Source organism: Paenibacillus sp. FSL K6-2524, from assembly GCF_038005525.1.
GTDB lineage: Bacteria > Bacillota > Bacilli > Paenibacillales > Paenibacillaceae > Fontibacillus > Fontibacillus anaericanus.
In genome coordinates, this window is sequence record NZ_JBBOSP010000001.1 from 2,582,410 (window position 1) to 2,598,815 (window position 16,406).

Here is a 16,406-nt window from a genome sequence, read left to right on the forward strand (position 1 = left end):
CCAACGTTTAAAGGAGGAATATGCTTTGTCTGAACAACATCAACGTCTATTATTGTTTGTGGGCTCTTATGCGGAAGAAGCGGATCCCGGAATATATGTGTATGAATTAAATCAGTCCAGTGGAGAGATGACTCTTCTTGATCAAGTATCTGGAATGAAGAACCCAACTTTCGTTAATGTGGACGGTCCGAACCGGAAACTCTATTCCATTGCAGAGACGAAAAATATGGAAGGGGAGAGAATAGGGGAAGTGATCTCTTTCGAGATTGATCCTACTCTAGGAAGTCTGACTGAATGTAACCGGTCATTGACCCTAAAACCCTCAACTTCTCATATACAAAGAGACAGAGAAGACAAATATCTAATATTGTCCGGTTACCATGGTGGTAATGTAGGTCTCGTTAAGCTAAATGATGAAGAAACAGTTGGTCAGTTGACGGATGAGAAGTTACATACAGGTCATGGGGCAGACTCGGTAAGACAAGACCGACCACATCCTCATTCGACACTGTGTAGTCCAGATAACCGATTTGTATTGGTATCCGATCTAGGCCTAGATATCATCAAAATTTATAGGCTTGATCAGGATAAAGATCAATTGATTTACCACGGAGAAACGCATACTCCGCCAGGATGTGGTCCTCGTCATTTGGCGTTCCACCCGAACGGACGTCTGCTATATTCCATCAACGAAGTGAATTCAAGCATTACGGCCTTCTCATATGATGCAGAGGCGGGTCAGCTAACAGAGATAGAGACGGTGTCAACTTTACCAGCAGATTTCCTGGATGAGAATACGACAGCGGAAATTGCTATTTCTAAAGACGGATTATTTCTGTATGGCTCAAATCGTGGTCATGATAGTATCGTCTTGTTTACGATTAATCCGGATACCGGACAACTGACGTATGTAGAGCATGTGTCTACAGAGGGGGGACATCCCCGTCATTTCGCGTTAACACCAGACGGTAGTTATTTAATTGTGGCTAATCGGGATACAAACGGGCTGAACCTTTTTAAAGTGGACCCGCTGCAAGGAAGATTAAGTTATACAGGTCAAACAGCGCATGTATCTAAACCTGTATGCGTACAGCCTGTCCTATTTAATTTGTAAAATGAAGTGTATGGAATATAAATTTAGAACACCCCTCTCCATGATCAGAAATGGATAGGGGTGTTTTGGATTGTTATAGGCTATAAATGATTAATCCTGTTCCTTGAACAGTCCGGAATTCCTTATACCTTCCCATAGTTGCTGGAATTGAGGGATGTCAAGCTGCTGAGCTGCATCTGAGAGGGCTGTTTGTGGATCTGGATGGACTTCGACCATCACACCGTCTGCTCCTGCCGCCAATGCTGCCTTTGCACAAGGTAGTAGGATATCCTTGCGACCCGTTGAATGACTGACATCGACAAGCACCGGCAAATGAGTCTCTTGCTTCAGCAGTGGTACGGCAGAGATGTCGAGTGTATTACGCGTCCATTTCTCGTAAGTACGAATGCCGCGTTCGATAAGCATGACATTAGTGTTGCCTTTAACAGCAATATATTCTGCTGCGTGAACGAATTCCTCCAAGGTAGCGGCGATCCCTCGTTTAAGTAACACTGGAATTTTCGCTTCTCCTGCAGCCTTAAGCAATTCGAAGTTTTGCATGTTTCTAGCACCGATTTGAATGATATCGATATACTGTTCGGCTAGCTCCATATGTGCAGGATGGACAATCTCACTGATCGTTGCCAATCCGAATTCATCAGCTACTTCCTTAAGCATACGGAGTCCTTCGACACCAAGCCCTTGGAAATCATAGGGGGATGTTCTTGGCTTGAAGGCGCCGCCCCGCATAATTTTCACTCCTGCATCTTTCAATGCGGAGGCAACGCTTCGCAATTGCTCATATGATTCCACAGAGCACGGACCCGCGATCATCACTTGAGCGCTCCCGCCGATTAGGCAGTCTTGCACTTTGATCACGGTATTATCAGGTTGATTCTTGCGACTAACGATTAGTAACTTCTTGTGGTCTTCTTCCTGCAAATGGAGAGAGGCTTTAAAGATTTCTTTGAAGATATGTTTGATCTCTGCATCTTTAAATGGCCCGTTATTTTGACTAGTCAAATCCTCTAGCATGGCCCGTTCGCGCACCGGATCAAATTTCGGCACACCTTGCTTTTCTTTAATTTCACCGATGTTACGTACGATTTCAGCGCGTTCATTTAACAGCTTCAGTAATTCCTTGTTAATTCCACCTAGTTTGACACGTAACTCTTCTAAATGATCCTTCATTTTTCTCTCTCCTTTAGTGTAGGAATAAGTACATTTCAATCAAATTAAACAGAAAAGGCCGCCTATCAAGGGACGGAATAATTCCGCGGTACCACCCTCGTTAGACAACCTTTAAGTTTCTCAGCTTAGACACAGATAACGGTGTGTGACCGGACTTCCCTACGTAACCACATACAGTGGCATTTCAGGAGTCAACTCGGGAGTGAACTTCAGTTGGTACGATTCATGCGGTGTGCTCTCAATCTATGGCACCACCGTCCCTGTAAAGAACGCATCCACTTACTCTCTCCGTCATTGTCATTTGATTTATACGAAATTATATGCTGCACTTTACCAATTGGCAAGAACTTACATCTCAGTTATGCAACTTAGAAGCTGTGTTGTATTAAAGTGTTGGAGGTCTGATTGGTAGGAGTAATGTCCGACACGCTGTACATCAATAAAAAAAATAGGCATTATATATTTAGAAAGAGGTGGATAGCTTCTTGCTTTGTTGCATGTGCTGACATAATATTAATACATAGGTTTTTGTCAGACTATCATAAAGGAGCAGGTTGCTTATAATGAATTTTTTCAGAGAACTTTCTCAACTTGCAGGATTCCGCAGAATTCTTGCATTATTGTTTGTGGTATTGGTATTATATTTTTCCCGCAGCATGCTCGACATGATTCTGATTACGTTTATCCTGACTTATTTGATTAATCGTCTACATAATTCTATTAGTCGGAATGTACAGAAGGTTATACGCATCAATCGAAGAATCACGATATTATTTATTTATATTTTAATTATTTCGTTGCTCGTGATAGCAATTTATAATTATTTACCAATCTTTATTGCTGAACTTAATGATTTGGTGAATCAAGTCCTATCATTTTATGATCATCCTCCCGAGAACCTTCCGGATAATATTCTACTTAACTTCCTAGTTGACTCAATGAAAGAAATTGATTTGTCAGCTTATATTGGCAGTGGCTTTGATTTCCTACTTAAGACTGTTTCTGATATAGGCAAGTGGAGCTTGAACTTGTTTGTTTCAATTGTACTGAGCTTGTTCTTCTTGCTTGAGAAAGAAAAGGTGACCAATTTCACCGCTAAATTCAAACAAAGCCGGGTAGCATTCCTGTTTAATGAATTAGAGTACTTCGGTAAAAAATTTGTGCTCTCTTTTGGTAAAGTTATTGAAGTGCAGTTTTTAATCGCTTTGGTTAACGCTATATTATCCACGATCTTTCTGTGGATTTTCGGATTTCCGAATCTAATTGCTCTTGGAATCATGATCTTCTTACTCGGTCTCATTCCAGTAATGGGTGTTATCATTTCATTAATTCCGTTATGTGCTATTGCATTCAAAATAGGCGGATTATTAAAAATCGTTTATGTACTAGTGATGATCGCTGTTATACATGCTATTGAAACATATTTCTTGAATCCGAAATTCATGTCCAATAAGACGCATATGCCTATATTCTACACCTTTCTTATTTTGTTAGTCTCGGAGCATTTCTTCGGAGTATGGGGATTGATCGTAGGTGTCCCTGTATTTATGTTCTTACTCGACATTCTTGAAGTACCCGTGGGGTTACACCCTCCTATTCCATTACCGAGCCCTCCAGCTCAGGTAACCAAGAAAGACTAAGTGAAAACTAAAAATGGCAGGCCAAGGATTATCCTCTTGGTCTGCCATTTTTAATAAATCGGTTCTCTATTCGGACACATTCCATTGAATAGTATTGTTTTTATATTCAGAAACAGGATGTCCTGGAGGAGCGCTTTTCCACGTACGATTGATTACAGTTTTTAATCTCGTAGGAAGGTCTGCTTTGATCTTTTCAGCTTGCTCTTTGGTGAGTTTTCCTTCTGCAACTACTTTATCAATATGCTGGAACGCCTTAACTGTCAGCTGCTGTAAATATTCTTTCTCGCTCCAGCCCTTCTTCGCATGTACGATTTGCAACAAGGTTTTCCCTTGTTCTAATTGTGCAAGCAGTAATTTGGGCTCGGTTCCAATTAAGCTTGCTGTATCTGTGATAATCGGACCGCCTTTGAGATGACCCTTGTGATGGTGCCGCTGTCCAGGCTCGCGATGTTCCGCGCGTGGTATTCCAGCCTGATTTGGATCCTGCTGGGGTTCCGCGTAGATGTTGCTTGTAGCTGTGATGCCTCCTGTAGCTAAGATGGATGCTACGAGAGTGCTTTTGATAATGAGACGCTTAAGCTTTTTCATTAGACATTTGTCACCCCTTCGTTTAAAATTATTGGGTCTTACTGTCATATAGTTTTGACAAGTAGACACCTATAATAAACAGGGTGACTAAAAATGATCCAATATATCCGCGAATGGGGTAATAAATAAATAACTAACCGATTGAACCGAATAAAGTGTTCTTGTTATTCCTATATCAAGTCTATATGGGATGCGGTTAGTATAAACTTTAGTACAACCTGTAACAGTATATGGAGTTAGAGAAAGAGGGATTAGAAGTGACATTTGGCGCGAGAATGCTCAAAACAGGATTAGCGGTAACTCTTGCACTTTATGTAGTGCTTTGGTTTAATTTGCCTTCGCCCGTTATAGCGGCGGTTGCTGCCATATTTGCCATGCAACCATCTATTTATCGGTCATGGCGCTATTTGATGGATCAGCTTCAGACGATTACGTTTGGTGCGATACTGGCGGTGTTAGGTGGGATGTTATTGTCCAATGAACCTATTGCTGTCGGGCTAGTATGTATTCTTGTCATCATGATTTGTCTTAAATTCAAAATGGGAGATACGATCGGGATTACGCTGGTAACCGTGGTTGCGGTAATGGAAGCTAATGGTCAATGGGAATTTGCACTTAATCGCTTTGTGCTCAGTTTGATTGGTATCTTATCTGCGTTTATTATCAACATTATCGTGTATCCACCGAAACCCAAGGTGCAGTATGATCAGCAAATCCGCCAAACATTTGAACAATTGTCTTTGCTGCTACGCACAGCTGTTTCAGATGAGATTAAAGCAACGGTCTATCGAAGTGAAAAGCGTTCATTAGAAGAAACGATTGATTCGCTAAGTGACAAATATAAGCTTATGGATGAGGATTCGAAAAAATTAAAAACGGCTAAAGCTAGGTTCAGCGAAGGCCGTCAGCTTGTGGTTTACAAACAGATGCTTAAAGTTCTGCGCAAGGGATATGAGGTACTAGATGCAGTGGAGGAACATTATTTTCAAGCCGTTCGATCACCTGAGCTTAATGATGAGTTCGATATGCATTTGGAGAAAATGATCAAGTTTCATGAGCATATTATGTTGAAGTTTAACGATAAGCTGAAGCCGAACTTTTTGGAAGGTATGCAATTTGAGCAGGAGAATGACGAATTTATGCGAAGAATGTTGGATCGTTTTGCTGAACAGCGAGAAGGTGTATTACGTCTGTCGATTGTTTCTGCTGAAATGTATGAATATGGGCATCAGTTGGAAAGGCTAAACCGGCTGGCAGATCATTCTCCCGTTGCACATGGAGAGAAATAAGTTTATTACTTCAATCTAAAAAGTCCCGCCAGTCGGCGGGACTTTCATTATAAATAAAGGATAAAGCTAAGATTGTAATCCTTACGTAAAATTGTTATGATAATGACTGGACCTTAAAGGTTTATGTATAAATACGCATCCTATAAAATTATATCATATTTAATTAATTTGGTCAACAATATATTTTTAGAAATCAAGAGGGGCGATTACAATTGAGTAATTCGGATAAAGCTTGGCAAGAAGAACAGCTACGAGTAGAGTATGTAGGCGACCAAATTGAATCGAGAATTACTAGTTTGGAGCAAGAAGTTGGCGTCGTTCGGGACGATGTAGTTAAGATGCGTAAGGACTACTGGGACGAGGTAACAGTTAACTTTGGTGAAGAGGATGATGTAGGGGAAACCTCGACCAGCTTACGGCAACAATCGCAGGTGCTCTCAGAACGTGAGCGCAGTCATTTGCATACTTCGGCAGCACTTGGAAAGTTGAAACGGCTACGGCAATCACCGTATTTCGGGAGAATTGATTTTGCTGAAGAGGGCCAAGAAGCAGAATGTATTTATCTCGGGATTGCCTCGCTGATGGAAGAGGGAGATGAAACGTTTCTTGTATATGACTGGCGTGCGCCGATTTCAAATCTGTATTACGATAGCGTCCCAGGACCAACATCTTACTCAACACCTTCGGGAACTATTCAAGGAAATTTGACGCTTAAGCGTCAGTTTGTTATACAGGGTCGAAAAATTAAGGTAATGTTTGATACCGGAGTAACGATAGGTGATGAATTATTACAGCAAGTGCTTAGTCGAAGTTCTGATGCTCAAATGCGGAGTATCGTGGCAACAATTCAACGCGAGCAAAATCGAATTATTCGCGACGATCGAAGTCGAATGCTGATTGTTCAGGGCGCGGCTGGCAGTGGCAAGACCTCTGCTGCATTGCAACGTGTGGCTTATTTACTCTATAAACATAGAGAGCATCTAAGGGCCGATCAAATGATCCTATTTTCACCTAATCCAATGTTCAATAGCTATGTGTCTACCGTTCTCCCCGAGCTTGGGGAAGAGAACATGCGACAAACGACATTTCAAGAATACCTTGAGCATCGGCTTGGCAGAGAATTTCAGCTTGAGGATCCTTTTCTGCAAATTGAATATGTACTATCTGGAGAAGAGGATGAGCACTATGCTTCACGTATTAACGGCATTCGTTATAAGTCGTCATCCATTTATTTAGATGCAATTAATCGTTATAAGGAACTGCTGGAGAAGGAAGGAATGCAGTTCAAGCCACTTAGGTTCCAAGGCAAAGAGTTCGTGAGTGCAGAGCGCATTAAAGATAAATTTTACTCGTTTGATTCAGCTATTCGGCTAGCTAATCGCTGTGAATTACTTAAGGATTGGCTATTGAAGGAGCTGGCAACCTTTGCGGTGGGAGAGTTGGAACTACCTTGGGTTGAGGAGCAGATTCAATTACTCGATATCGATGATTTTCAGAAGGCCTATCAACGTTTGCGGCGCAAGCAACAACAAGGTAAAGCGGATTCCTTTGGAGAATACGAACAGGAGCGGGATATCCTCGCAAAAATGATTGTTAGCGATCGCCTGAAGCCACTTCGAAAATGGGTGAAAGGTTTACGGTTTGTTGATGTGACTAATCTGTATGCTCAAATGTTCCGTAATCCCGATTTGATGTCAGAAATCAGCCCGATAGGGTTACCGGAAGATTGGCAAGAAATCAGTCTGCAAACCCTGCAGAAGCTTGGCGAAGGTGAACTTTTTTATGAAGACGCCACACCATTCCTCTATCTGAAGGAGCTAATTCTAGGTTTCCGCTCAAATACGGATATAAGGCATGTCATTATTGATGAGGCACAGGACTATTCTCCGTTCCAGCTTTTCTTCTTAAAAAGATTGTTTCCTCGTGCTCGGATGACAGCGCTAGGAGATCTTAACCAGGCGATTTATGCGCATGCTTCGGTGCTACAGCAATCAACAGTGCTGAGTGATCTTTATGGTGAAGATGAGAGTGAATTAATCACCTTCCATCAAAGTTATCGATCTACCCGTGAAATCGTTGAACTCACTAAGGGGATGATTCATGGTGGTGAGTCCATCATCCCGTTTGACCGAGCTGGTGAGAAGCCGGAAATACGGATTGTATCGGGTACTGAGGCCCTGAATGCTCGTATTCAAGATGATATAGAATCACTTCGTGCCGAAGGATATGAGACTATAGCAGTCATCTGTAAGACGGCTGCTGAAAGCTTAGGGGCTTTTGAAATTCTGTCCCCTGAACTACCTGTCAAGTTGATCAAAAAGACAACTCTTTCGTTTGAAAAGGGAATCCACATCATCCCGGCGTATTTGGCAAAAGGTGTGGAATTTGACGCAGTACTTATTTATGACGGTTCTAATCTGAAATACACGAGGGAAGCTGAGAGGAAGCTATTCTATACTGCTTGTACAAGAGCTATGCATCTGTTGCACATTTATTCAGTTGGTGAGCCTAGTCGATTCATTCTGGAGGCAGATCCTTCGACTTACGTCCGTTGTTAATTCGCGGAGATAATTAAAGGCAGAATATTTTATTTCATTTCAACCACACTAACGGGTATCTCATGTTTACACGTTGGGAAAGGTGGCTGACAATGGATAATAAGAAAGGCGGTTTGTTTGCACTTGCATCCATTCCGCTTATTATGACTTTGGGTAATTCGATGTTGATTCCGATCCTACCACAAATTGCCCGTGAACTGCATATCTCTTCTTTTCAGGTCAGTATGCTTATTACGGTGTATGCCGTTGTAGCTATTCTGCTGATACCGATTGCAGGTTATCTTTCGGACAAGTATGGCCGCAGAGTCATCATTATCCCAAGTCTGATTATTGCAGGCATTGGTGGGGGCGTCTCGGGAGCGGCCTCGTGGATTGGGGATGGAATGACGGTATACTGGATCATCTTGGCGGGGCGATTCCTGCAGGGAATTGGAGCGGCTGGAGCTTTTCCCATTGTGATACCGCTCGTTGGGGATATGTTCGATGATGACGATAAAGTTAGTCAGGGCCTCGGTCTCATTGAGACATCGAATACATTTGGTAAGGTACTTAGCCCGATTCTGGGGGCGCTTTTAGGTGCATGGATTTGGTACATCCCGTTTCTTGCTATCCCGGTACTTTGTTTAATTTCTTTATTGCTGGTTCTATTCTTAGTTAAGGAGCCGAAGAAAAAAGGGAAGTTAAAATCTCTTAAGGAATTCATGAATTCGGTGAAAGGTGTCTTTAAGGAGAAGGGACGTTGGTTATACGCTATATTTGCTATAGGGTGTATCTGCATGTTTTTACTATTTGGAGTGCTGTTTTATTTATCAGAGCAGCTAGAAATGAAGCATGGTTTGAAGGGGGTTGTTAAAGGGTTGGTACTGGCCATACCCCTGGCAGCCCTGTGCCTATCCTCTTACATCACAGGTAAGAAGATGGGTAAGAACAAGAATTTGATGAAATGGTGCGGTGTGGTTGGATTAGTAATGTCTACCGCAGCTTTATTCGGGATTGGTTTCTTTAACAATATTTTTTTCGTTATTGCTTGTCTTGTGGTGTGTGGAGCAGGCATCGGTATTGTTCTTCCAAGTTCAGATGCTCTAATTACCGAAGGTATTGACAAAGAACTTCGAGGTACCATCACTTCAATATATAGCAGTATGCGGTTTATTGGCGTTTCGTTAGGGCCACCGGTCATTTCTCTCCTGATCCCTGCAGGTCATATGACGTTGTTCTTCGTTTTTGCAGGTGTCTCTCTGATTGCGGTAATATTGTTGCTACTAATGGTTAAACCTGAGTCAGGAAAAGGTAAAGATGGAGGTGTAGTCGCCAAAACACCGAAACCTATACATCAAACTTGATTATATAAAAACACAATATTGTCAAAATGTGGTCTGTTTTCGCCTCAATTGCTTCTAGTATATAACCTCTTCAACACTTATAATCAAGGCAAATTGTATTTTTATGAGTGGTGAGGAGGAGAATTGTGAAAAGTAGTAAAAAAAGTAGTAAATGGTCGTTTTTCTTGTTAGGGGGAGTAGTCGTACTACTGGTTGCCGTCCTGTTAGTCATTAAATTGACCTATGACAAAGGAGAAGGCGAAATTCTTACCCCTGCCAGCGTGCAAGAGCAGGTGTTGAACGGATTTGAGACTTCAAATCAACCTTATATTGGAGATCAAAAGGCTCCTGTCGTAATCGTAGAGTTTGCTGACTACAAATGTCCGTCTTGCAAACACTGGACGGAGGACGTTTTCCCTCAGTTAAAGAAAGCCTATCTAGATACAGGTAAAGCAGTATTTTATTTTGTGGATCTTCCTTTCCTAGCCCCGGATTCCACAGCTGCGGCACTTGCTGGTGAGTCGCTATACCAACAGAATGTAGATTATTTCTGGACATATTATAAACTAATGATGGAGCAACAGGGCAATAAGAATGACACATGGGCTACTAAGGAATTTATAATGGATTTGGTGAAGCAGAATATCCCGGGTGTCGACTTGAAGCAGTTTGAGCAAGATTTGGATAGCCTGAAATATATCGACAATATCAACGCTGATATCAAAATTGCGGATGATTCACAAGTTGGAGGGACACCAACAATATTTGTAAATGGGAACCCGGTGGAAGATGACAGTTTTGAAGGAATCAAGGCAGTTATTGAGAAACAATAATCATTGGGGGCATGTCCGTAACTGGACATGCTGTTCTTTTTATACTTGTAATTTGATATGATAGACGTTGAAACACCTCGAATACAAAAATAGTGATAATACATATAGGAGGGGTAAAATATGAATGCAAAACAAGTGGCGGGATACCGTGCTGCTGAGTTTGTTAAAGACGGGATGACAATTGGTCTCGGAACAGGATCTACAGCTTATTATGCGATCGAAAAGATTGGGGAAATGGTGAATGGGGGTCTTCAAGTCCGTGCTATTGCTACTTCAAATGCTTCGGAAGAGCTAGCTAAGAAATATAATATACCGCTTATAAGCGCCTCGGAAGTCGATCATTTGGATTTGGCAATTGATGGTGCAGATGAAGTTAACCCACAAATGGAACTGATCAAAGGCGGGGGTGGAGCTTTGCTTCGTGAGAAGCTGGTAGCCATGCATAGTGACAAATTTATTGTCATTGCGGATAGTAGTAAGGTGGTTGCTTCTCTAGGACAATTCAAATTACCGATTGAAATTGTCCCCTTCACCTATGAATGGACGTTAAAGTTACTGAGAAACCGATATGATGTTCCTTTTGAAATGCGGAAAAATGGCGACGACCTATATGTAACGGATAACGGGAATTACATTGTAGACGCTGCTTTTGGCGTGATCGAATCCCCGGCGACACTCGCTGAGGAACTCAAGGCGATAACGGGTGTTGTTGAGCATGGTTTATTCGTGGGAATTACGGATACGGTTATTATCGGTTTTGAAGACGGACGTACAGAGATTAATGAAAAATAATAAGCTCTTGAACAGTATAGTGAGGGGATCTCATTATACTGTTTTTTTTATATGTAATTAACATAAAACACACTGGAATTATGAGAAAAGTTGGTATTATACTATGGGTTCACAAAAAAATCAATAGTTCATCCAACTTTATGTTGAGTTTTGGATGGGAATATAGTAATTTTAAATTGTTGGAATAATAATACAGAAGGGAGGGGAAACGATGGATAAAATGTGTATGCAAATGATGATGACCATGACTATGGACGAAATGATGTGTAAAATGAACAGTATGAAGATGATGATGGAATGCTGTTCTGAAATGAGCATGATGGACATGGAAATGGACATGGACATGATGATGGACAAAATGCAAGACTGCGATGAAATGATGACTATGATGATGAAGATGATGCGCGAAATGAAACAAACTTCCGTGTAATAACACATGCTAATTTGTCATAAATTTATATATTCATAGAATCTTCTATGTTTCATGGCAATCCGTTAAATTGCTAGAAACGATTTCATCGGGCAGAGCAGTCAACTGCATGCCTTTTTCTATTCCTCAAACCATAAATCCTCTGTCTGAAAATAATCACTTTTGATTTGACGAGATATAGAGATCCTCTCCAACTTCAATCCCCACATTTTTTCTACTAATTGCTGTTTATAAACATTATCTTGTGTTTCGCGTATGGAATTAAACAACTCTACCAATGAAGTATTGATTTGATCAAATCGTCTCCAGAGCAGTTCATTTGCGTCGGACGTTTCCTGAAATGTCTTCGGCGTATTTAGCTTGCTCAGAGTCGCTACAATTTCCGCTTGCCATGATGTATCGCCTATTTGTTTGGCGTAATTTAATAAATCTAAATAATCATTAATTTGCTCAGTGTTACTATGGAGTGTTTGATTCATGGTATCATCACCTTTACGCTATTATCACTGTATACCGATTATTATAGTCGGATATAAATAAAATGCAAGAGTTAATTACATAATAGGTGGAGTTTAAAGCTCATTTATGATAAAGTGTCATGCGAACGTATTGAGTTTAAGAAATACCTGATATAGGAAGGAGGGATACATTGCTAACTCTAGTTACTTCGAAGATTGGTGAATTGCCTGTTAGGGAGCTCTTGGAATCTGCTGTTTTCTCTGATCCGGAAGCTTTGGAGCAAGCATTAAAACTATATGGTTCGAACGAAGATTATGAATTGTATGCGTTTGTTGATGAGGATGAGTATGTGGGCCTCATTGGTGGCTGCATGAATAGTGCACGTGAGCTGGAAATTATTCATCTTGCTGTTCAGCCAGAAGATCGGTTGAAAGGTTATGGTCGTGGCCTGATCTTAGAGATTATATTTGAAAAGAAACCTTCGGCAGTCTTTACGGTTACTGATGAAGAGGGAGCCGAGTTCTTCCGTAATGTGGGATTTCAGGTTATGAGTTCAACCCTTGCTGACAACGGCTTAGAACAGTTCCGTTGTCTCTATGAGGTTGATGAAGAGAGTGAAGATTAATTCCAGACCAGAGTGGGCGGGATAGCTAATTAACTCTCGTGCAGTATCATTTAAACGATGCGGCGAAGAATAAAATAGACCGTCAATCTCCGTTAATGGAATTGACGGTCTATTTTTATAAGGACGAACGTTTAAAGAAGCTACGTAAGGCCCATTTCCGTTCGTGGCGTTTCTTATATTTCGGGAGAGTTCGGTAGATGGCAATGGATTCATCCAGTGCGCGTTTTGCTTCGACCTTTTGGTCAAGTGATTGATACAGCACACCAAGCAAATAAAAGGCTTCACTAGATGAGGATTGAATTTCGCCGAATTTGGCTGCATACTGCAACGCCTTCTGGGGATCGACAGTACGGTAAGCCGAAGCAAGATGTAAATAAGGCTCACCATATTTAACCCGCTCATTCAACTGGAGTGCACGAAGAATATGTGTCTCGCCTTCTTCGATGCGTCCCAAACCGAGGGATGCCGTTCCAAGATCATTCCAATATTCCGCCGACGATTCGGAGGACGCTTGCACCGCTTGTAAAAGATCGTACGCTTCTGCAAATTTACGCCGTTCGAGCAGAAGTCTGGCGAGTTCGCGTTTGGAGGAGACGTCAAACTGATTTAGAGTTATTTGTTGGCGTAGTCGTGATATGTTTCGGGAACGACGGAATGGCTTGGAAATGCTGGGTAGTAAGCCAATAAAACGCCGATCAATAAAATACACAATTACGAGTACAATAACCAGTGCAAGCAAAGGGCTACCTGTTAGCCAGGATAAAAAAACTAGAACCATGAACTTACTCATTTTATCCTCCACTTTTCATTATTATTTATCATTATAGCACAGCCTAAATTAGGGGGATATATTCATGATTTCTTTCGTAGCGGAATGGGATCTGTGATATATTCGAATGATATTTATACAAAGGGAGAGATTACTAGTGAACGAATCAAACCGCTTGCATCGACAAATTGAATTTATAAGGGAAATTGACAAACTTAAGCATGTGTTGCGGCAATCTCTGTTAATGGATGCTTCTAGGCAAGAGAATGATGCGGAGCATACATGGCATATAGCCATGATGGGGATGATTATGTTGGAGCATGCAGCGGAGCCTGGACTAGACTTAACGGTAGTATTAAAAATGTTGCTTATTCATGACATTGTTGAAATTGACGCAGGTGATACATTCGCATATGACGAATCCGGGCACGTCGATAAGTTTCAGCGTGAGCAGTTAGCGGCAAATCGATTATTCGGCTTACTCCCCGATGATCAAAGGGATGAATTGATTTCACTTTGGCTTGAATTTGAAGCCGGGGATACGATGGAATCTCGTTATGCTGCTTCGATCGATCGTCTACAACCTTTGTTACATAATTACTATACTTCTGGTGCCGCATGGCAAAGACATGGTGTTAGGAGTTCTCAAGTACTTGCGCGTATTACTAAAATGGCTATCTCTGTTCCGGCGCTCTATGATTATGCTGTCTGGCTTGTTGGAGATGCTGTTGCAAAAGGATATTTAGCAGAGTAAATGGATGGCTGAAGGGTGCGCTTTTATTATACGAGCAAATCAGATAAGGGAAGGGAATGAAGAGGAAATGTATAAACTGGTGCTGGTAAGACACGGAGAAAGTGAATGGAACAAATTGAATCTGTTTACAGGCTGGACGGATGTAGACTTGTCCGATAAAGGGGTCGCAGAAGCCACGGCAGCAGGGAAATTACTCAAAGATGAAAATTTAGTATTTGATGTTGCGTATACATCTTACTTAAAACGTGCTATCAAAACGTTACATTTCATTCTCGAACCTATGAATTTGTTATGGATACCAACTCATAAAACCTGGCAGCTCAATGAACGCCATTATGGTGCTTTACAAGGACTTAGCAAGCTGAAGACTGCCCAAAAGTACGGAGAAGAACAAGTCATGCTCTGGCGGAGAAGTTATGATATCCAACCTCCGGCACTTACCAAGGACGACGATCGGTTTCCTCGTCATGAAGATAAATACCGAGATGTGCCCGATCAGTTGATTCCACTTGCCGAGAGCCTTAAGGATACGGTTGTTAGGGTGGAGGATTATTGGGAGAAGGAGATTGCACCCCAGATAAAGCAGGGCAAACATGTCATTATTGCAGCGCATGGTAACAGTTTGCGTGCGTTAATTAAGTATCTGGACAATTTAAGTAATGAAGAGATTACCGATCTTAATATTCCAACTGGAATTCCATTAGTATATACGTTAGATGAACAACTACGACCACTCGAAAAGTACTATCTTGGTAGTGAACAACATATTCAACATAAATTAGAGCAAGTAGCCCATCCAGATAATATATTAGAATAGTAAAAAAATAGGGAGAGATGTACAAACCCTAATTCTCGTATCTTCATTTAATATAATGGAGGTGATGAGATGAATAGTGACGCTTTTATCGCCAAAATAGCACCGGCTGCAGTGAGGGATTGGCATGATAGTGGTGTTTCGGCCGCTTTAACTATCGCTCAGGGCGCTCTGGAATCAAACTGGGGTGCTAGCGGCCTTACCTTGCAAGCTAACAATCTGTTCGGAATTAAAGGCAGTGGTTCTGCTGGTAGTGTGATCATGTCTACGACCGAATATCGTGGTGGGAAACCCTATAAGGTTAATGCCGCTTTCCGCAAGTATAACTCTTGGGATGAGTCAGTGGCAGATCATACTCGGTTGTTAAAGAATAAGCGTTATATTAATGTCCTTCGTAAAGGTGGTAAAGAAGCAGCAAAGGCAGTTGCAGCCGCTGGGTATGCTACGGACCCATATTATGCGAATAAGCTGATCGCCATGATGGATAAGTATAACCTTTATTCGTATGATGTGAAGGAGGGGGATGAGCCGATGACGGCGGAGGAGAAGAAGCAGTTTCAGGCTTTGCAGGATATGGTGACAAAACAAGCAGATCGTATCGCCCAGTTAGAGAATAGAAGTAATATGAGTACTCCAGAATGGGCTACTGAGGCAATTGCGGCCGCTGTTAAATTCGATATCAAGAATCCGCTTATTAACACGCCCGCGAAGGGAAGTGTTCATTTTTACCGTTTGATTACAGTGTTGTACCGTTTGGGACTATTCAATAAATAAACCTAAAGTTGGATGATAGTTCTGGGATCGGTTAATAATATACTGTTAACACTTTTTTATTATATTTTAATATAGCGGTAATCTTATTTTAATATTATGAATCTATTATAGAGGTACCCCCCTTTTTGAATATATTATTTGCAAATACCCTTTCTGTAATAGATAGGGTATTTTTTATTGATTCAGTAAGTAATCTAATTTTGGATATTCCTAGTTAGATTTGTCTTTAGATTTCTTCTTCATTAGACCATAGTACTCATTCAGTACAGCGTCTAACATTTGACTAGCAACTACGATCTCGGGATCTGTTAAGTTATTGTTAGTGTTCAAATTATTTAATTGTTGGCGTAATTGCTCTATCTGTAGGAGTAGTTGCTTAAGATCTTCCATTCCTGTTACCTCCTTGTGGGTTATCTATATCCTTCCCGCAAAGAGGTGAATTTATGACAAAAGCACTTGGGAATACTTTTCCACA

Annotated in this window: 17 protein-coding genes; 12 read left to right on the top strand and 5 right to left on the bottom strand. The window is 41.3% G+C overall.

The window, feature by feature from the left end:
* Positions 1–25 precede the first annotated feature (25 nt).
* Positions 26–1,114 (top strand): lactonase family protein, encoded by a 1,089-nt coding sequence (locus NST85_RS11545; protein ID WP_341189376.1) that lies wholly within the window; start codon positions 26–28, stop codon positions 1,112–1,114.
* A 90-nt stretch (positions 1,115–1,204) separates the two neighbouring features.
* Here NST85_RS11545 and NST85_RS11550 read toward each other — a convergent pair whose 3' ends face one another.
* Positions 1,205–2,284: a bifunctional 3-deoxy-7-phosphoheptulonate synthase/chorismate mutase gene (locus tag NST85_RS11550; protein WP_341189377.1), complete on the bottom strand. Its 1,080-nt coding sequence runs from the start codon at positions 2,282–2,284 to the stop codon at positions 1,205–1,207.
* A 563-nt stretch (positions 2,285–2,847) separates the two neighbouring features.
* On the opposite strand from NST85_RS11550, the gene NST85_RS11555 reads away from it, so the two are divergent.
* Positions 2,848–3,924, top strand: coding sequence for an AI-2E family transporter (locus NST85_RS11555; RefSeq protein ID WP_341189378.1), 1,077 nt, complete (start codon positions 2,848–2,850; stop codon positions 3,922–3,924).
* Between the two features lie 66 nt (positions 3,925–3,990).
* Here the strand turns inward: NST85_RS11555 and NST85_RS11560 are convergent, their stop codons facing one another.
* Positions 3,991–4,512 carry a hypothetical protein gene (locus tag NST85_RS11560; RefSeq protein ID WP_127191856.1) on the bottom strand — a complete coding sequence of 174 codons (522 nt, stop codon included), beginning with the start codon at positions 4,510–4,512 and terminating at the stop codon, positions 3,991–3,993.
* 257 nt (positions 4,513–4,769) lie between these two features.
* Here NST85_RS11560 and NST85_RS11565 point away from each other — a divergent pair, with 257 nt between their 5' ends.
* The 6 genes from NST85_RS11565 (at position 4,770) to NST85_RS11590 (ending at position 11,736) form a co-directional block, all read left to right on the top strand.
* Entirely contained in the window at positions 4,770–5,801 is a 1,032-nt protein-coding gene (locus NST85_RS11565; RefSeq protein ID WP_307392948.1) for an FUSC family protein, read from the top strand.
* Between the two features lie 212 nt (positions 5,802–6,013).
* Positions 6,014–8,359, top strand: coding sequence for an RNA polymerase recycling motor HelD (helD, locus tag NST85_RS11570; RefSeq protein WP_341189379.1), 2,346 nt, complete (start codon positions 6,014–6,016; stop codon positions 8,357–8,359).
* A gap of 92 nt (positions 8,360–8,451) precedes the next feature.
* Complete coding sequence (locus tag NST85_RS11575) at positions 8,452–9,702, top strand: MFS transporter (RefSeq protein WP_307392943.1); 1,251 nt, start codon at positions 8,452–8,454, stop codon at positions 9,700–9,702.
* Positions 9,703–9,827: 125 nt separating this feature from the next.
* Positions 9,828–10,514, top strand: coding sequence for a DsbA family protein (locus tag NST85_RS11580; protein ID WP_341189380.1), 687 nt, complete (start codon positions 9,828–9,830; stop codon positions 10,512–10,514).
* 120 nt (positions 10,515–10,634) lie between these two features.
* Positions 10,635–11,306, top strand: a complete 672-nt coding sequence (rpiA, locus tag NST85_RS11585) for a ribose-5-phosphate isomerase RpiA (RefSeq protein WP_341189381.1) — start codon at positions 10,635–10,637, stop codon at positions 11,304–11,306.
* Between the two features lie 211 nt (positions 11,307–11,517).
* On the top strand, positions 11,518–11,736 hold the full coding sequence (locus NST85_RS11590; RefSeq protein WP_127191850.1) for a hypothetical protein: 219 nt from the start codon (positions 11,518–11,520) through the stop codon (positions 11,734–11,736).
* A gap of 119 nt (positions 11,737–11,855) precedes the next feature.
* Here the strand turns inward: NST85_RS11590 and NST85_RS11595 are convergent, their stop codons facing one another.
* Entirely contained in the window at positions 11,856–12,215 is a 360-nt protein-coding gene (locus tag NST85_RS11595; protein ID WP_307392933.1) for a hypothetical protein, read from the bottom strand.
* 170 nt (positions 12,216–12,385) lie between these two features.
* Between NST85_RS11595 and NST85_RS11600 the strand changes: the two genes are divergently transcribed.
* On the top strand, positions 12,386–12,820 hold the full coding sequence (locus NST85_RS11600; protein WP_341189382.1) for a GNAT family N-acetyltransferase: 435 nt from the start codon (positions 12,386–12,388) through the stop codon (positions 12,818–12,820).
* 115 nt (positions 12,821–12,935) lie between these two features.
* Here NST85_RS11600 and NST85_RS11605 read toward each other — a convergent pair whose 3' ends face one another.
* Positions 12,936–13,610: a hypothetical protein gene (locus NST85_RS11605; RefSeq protein ID WP_307392926.1), complete on the bottom strand. Its 675-nt coding sequence runs from the start codon at positions 13,608–13,610 to the stop codon at positions 12,936–12,938.
* Positions 13,611–13,746: 136 nt separating this feature from the next.
* Between NST85_RS11605 and NST85_RS11610 the strand changes: the two genes are divergently transcribed.
* The 3 genes from NST85_RS11610 to NST85_RS11620 all read left to right on the top strand — a co-directional run bounded on the left by NST85_RS11610 (position 13,747) and on the right by NST85_RS11620 (position 15,931).
* On the top strand, positions 13,747–14,343 hold the full coding sequence (locus NST85_RS11610; protein ID WP_341189383.1) for an HD domain-containing protein: 597 nt from the start codon (positions 13,747–13,749) through the stop codon (positions 14,341–14,343).
* A gap of 67 nt (positions 14,344–14,410) precedes the next feature.
* On the top strand, positions 14,411–15,160 hold the full coding sequence (gene gpmA / locus NST85_RS11615) for a 2,3-diphosphoglycerate-dependent phosphoglycerate mutase (RefSeq protein WP_341191101.1): 750 nt from the start codon (positions 14,411–14,413) through the stop codon (positions 15,158–15,160).
* Between the two features lie 69 nt (positions 15,161–15,229).
* The gene (locus NST85_RS11620; protein WP_341189384.1) at positions 15,230–15,931 is read left to right on the top strand and encodes a glycoside hydrolase family 73 protein; all 702 of its coding nucleotides are present in this window, start codon (positions 15,230–15,232) and stop codon (positions 15,929–15,931) included.
* 210 nt (positions 15,932–16,141) lie between these two features.
* Here NST85_RS11620 and NST85_RS11625 read toward each other — a convergent pair whose 3' ends face one another.
* Positions 16,142–16,321: an aspartyl-phosphate phosphatase Spo0E family protein gene (locus NST85_RS11625; RefSeq protein WP_127191844.1), complete on the bottom strand. Its 180-nt coding sequence runs from the start codon at positions 16,319–16,321 to the stop codon at positions 16,142–16,144.
* Between the last annotated feature and the right edge of the window lie 85 nt (positions 16,322–16,406).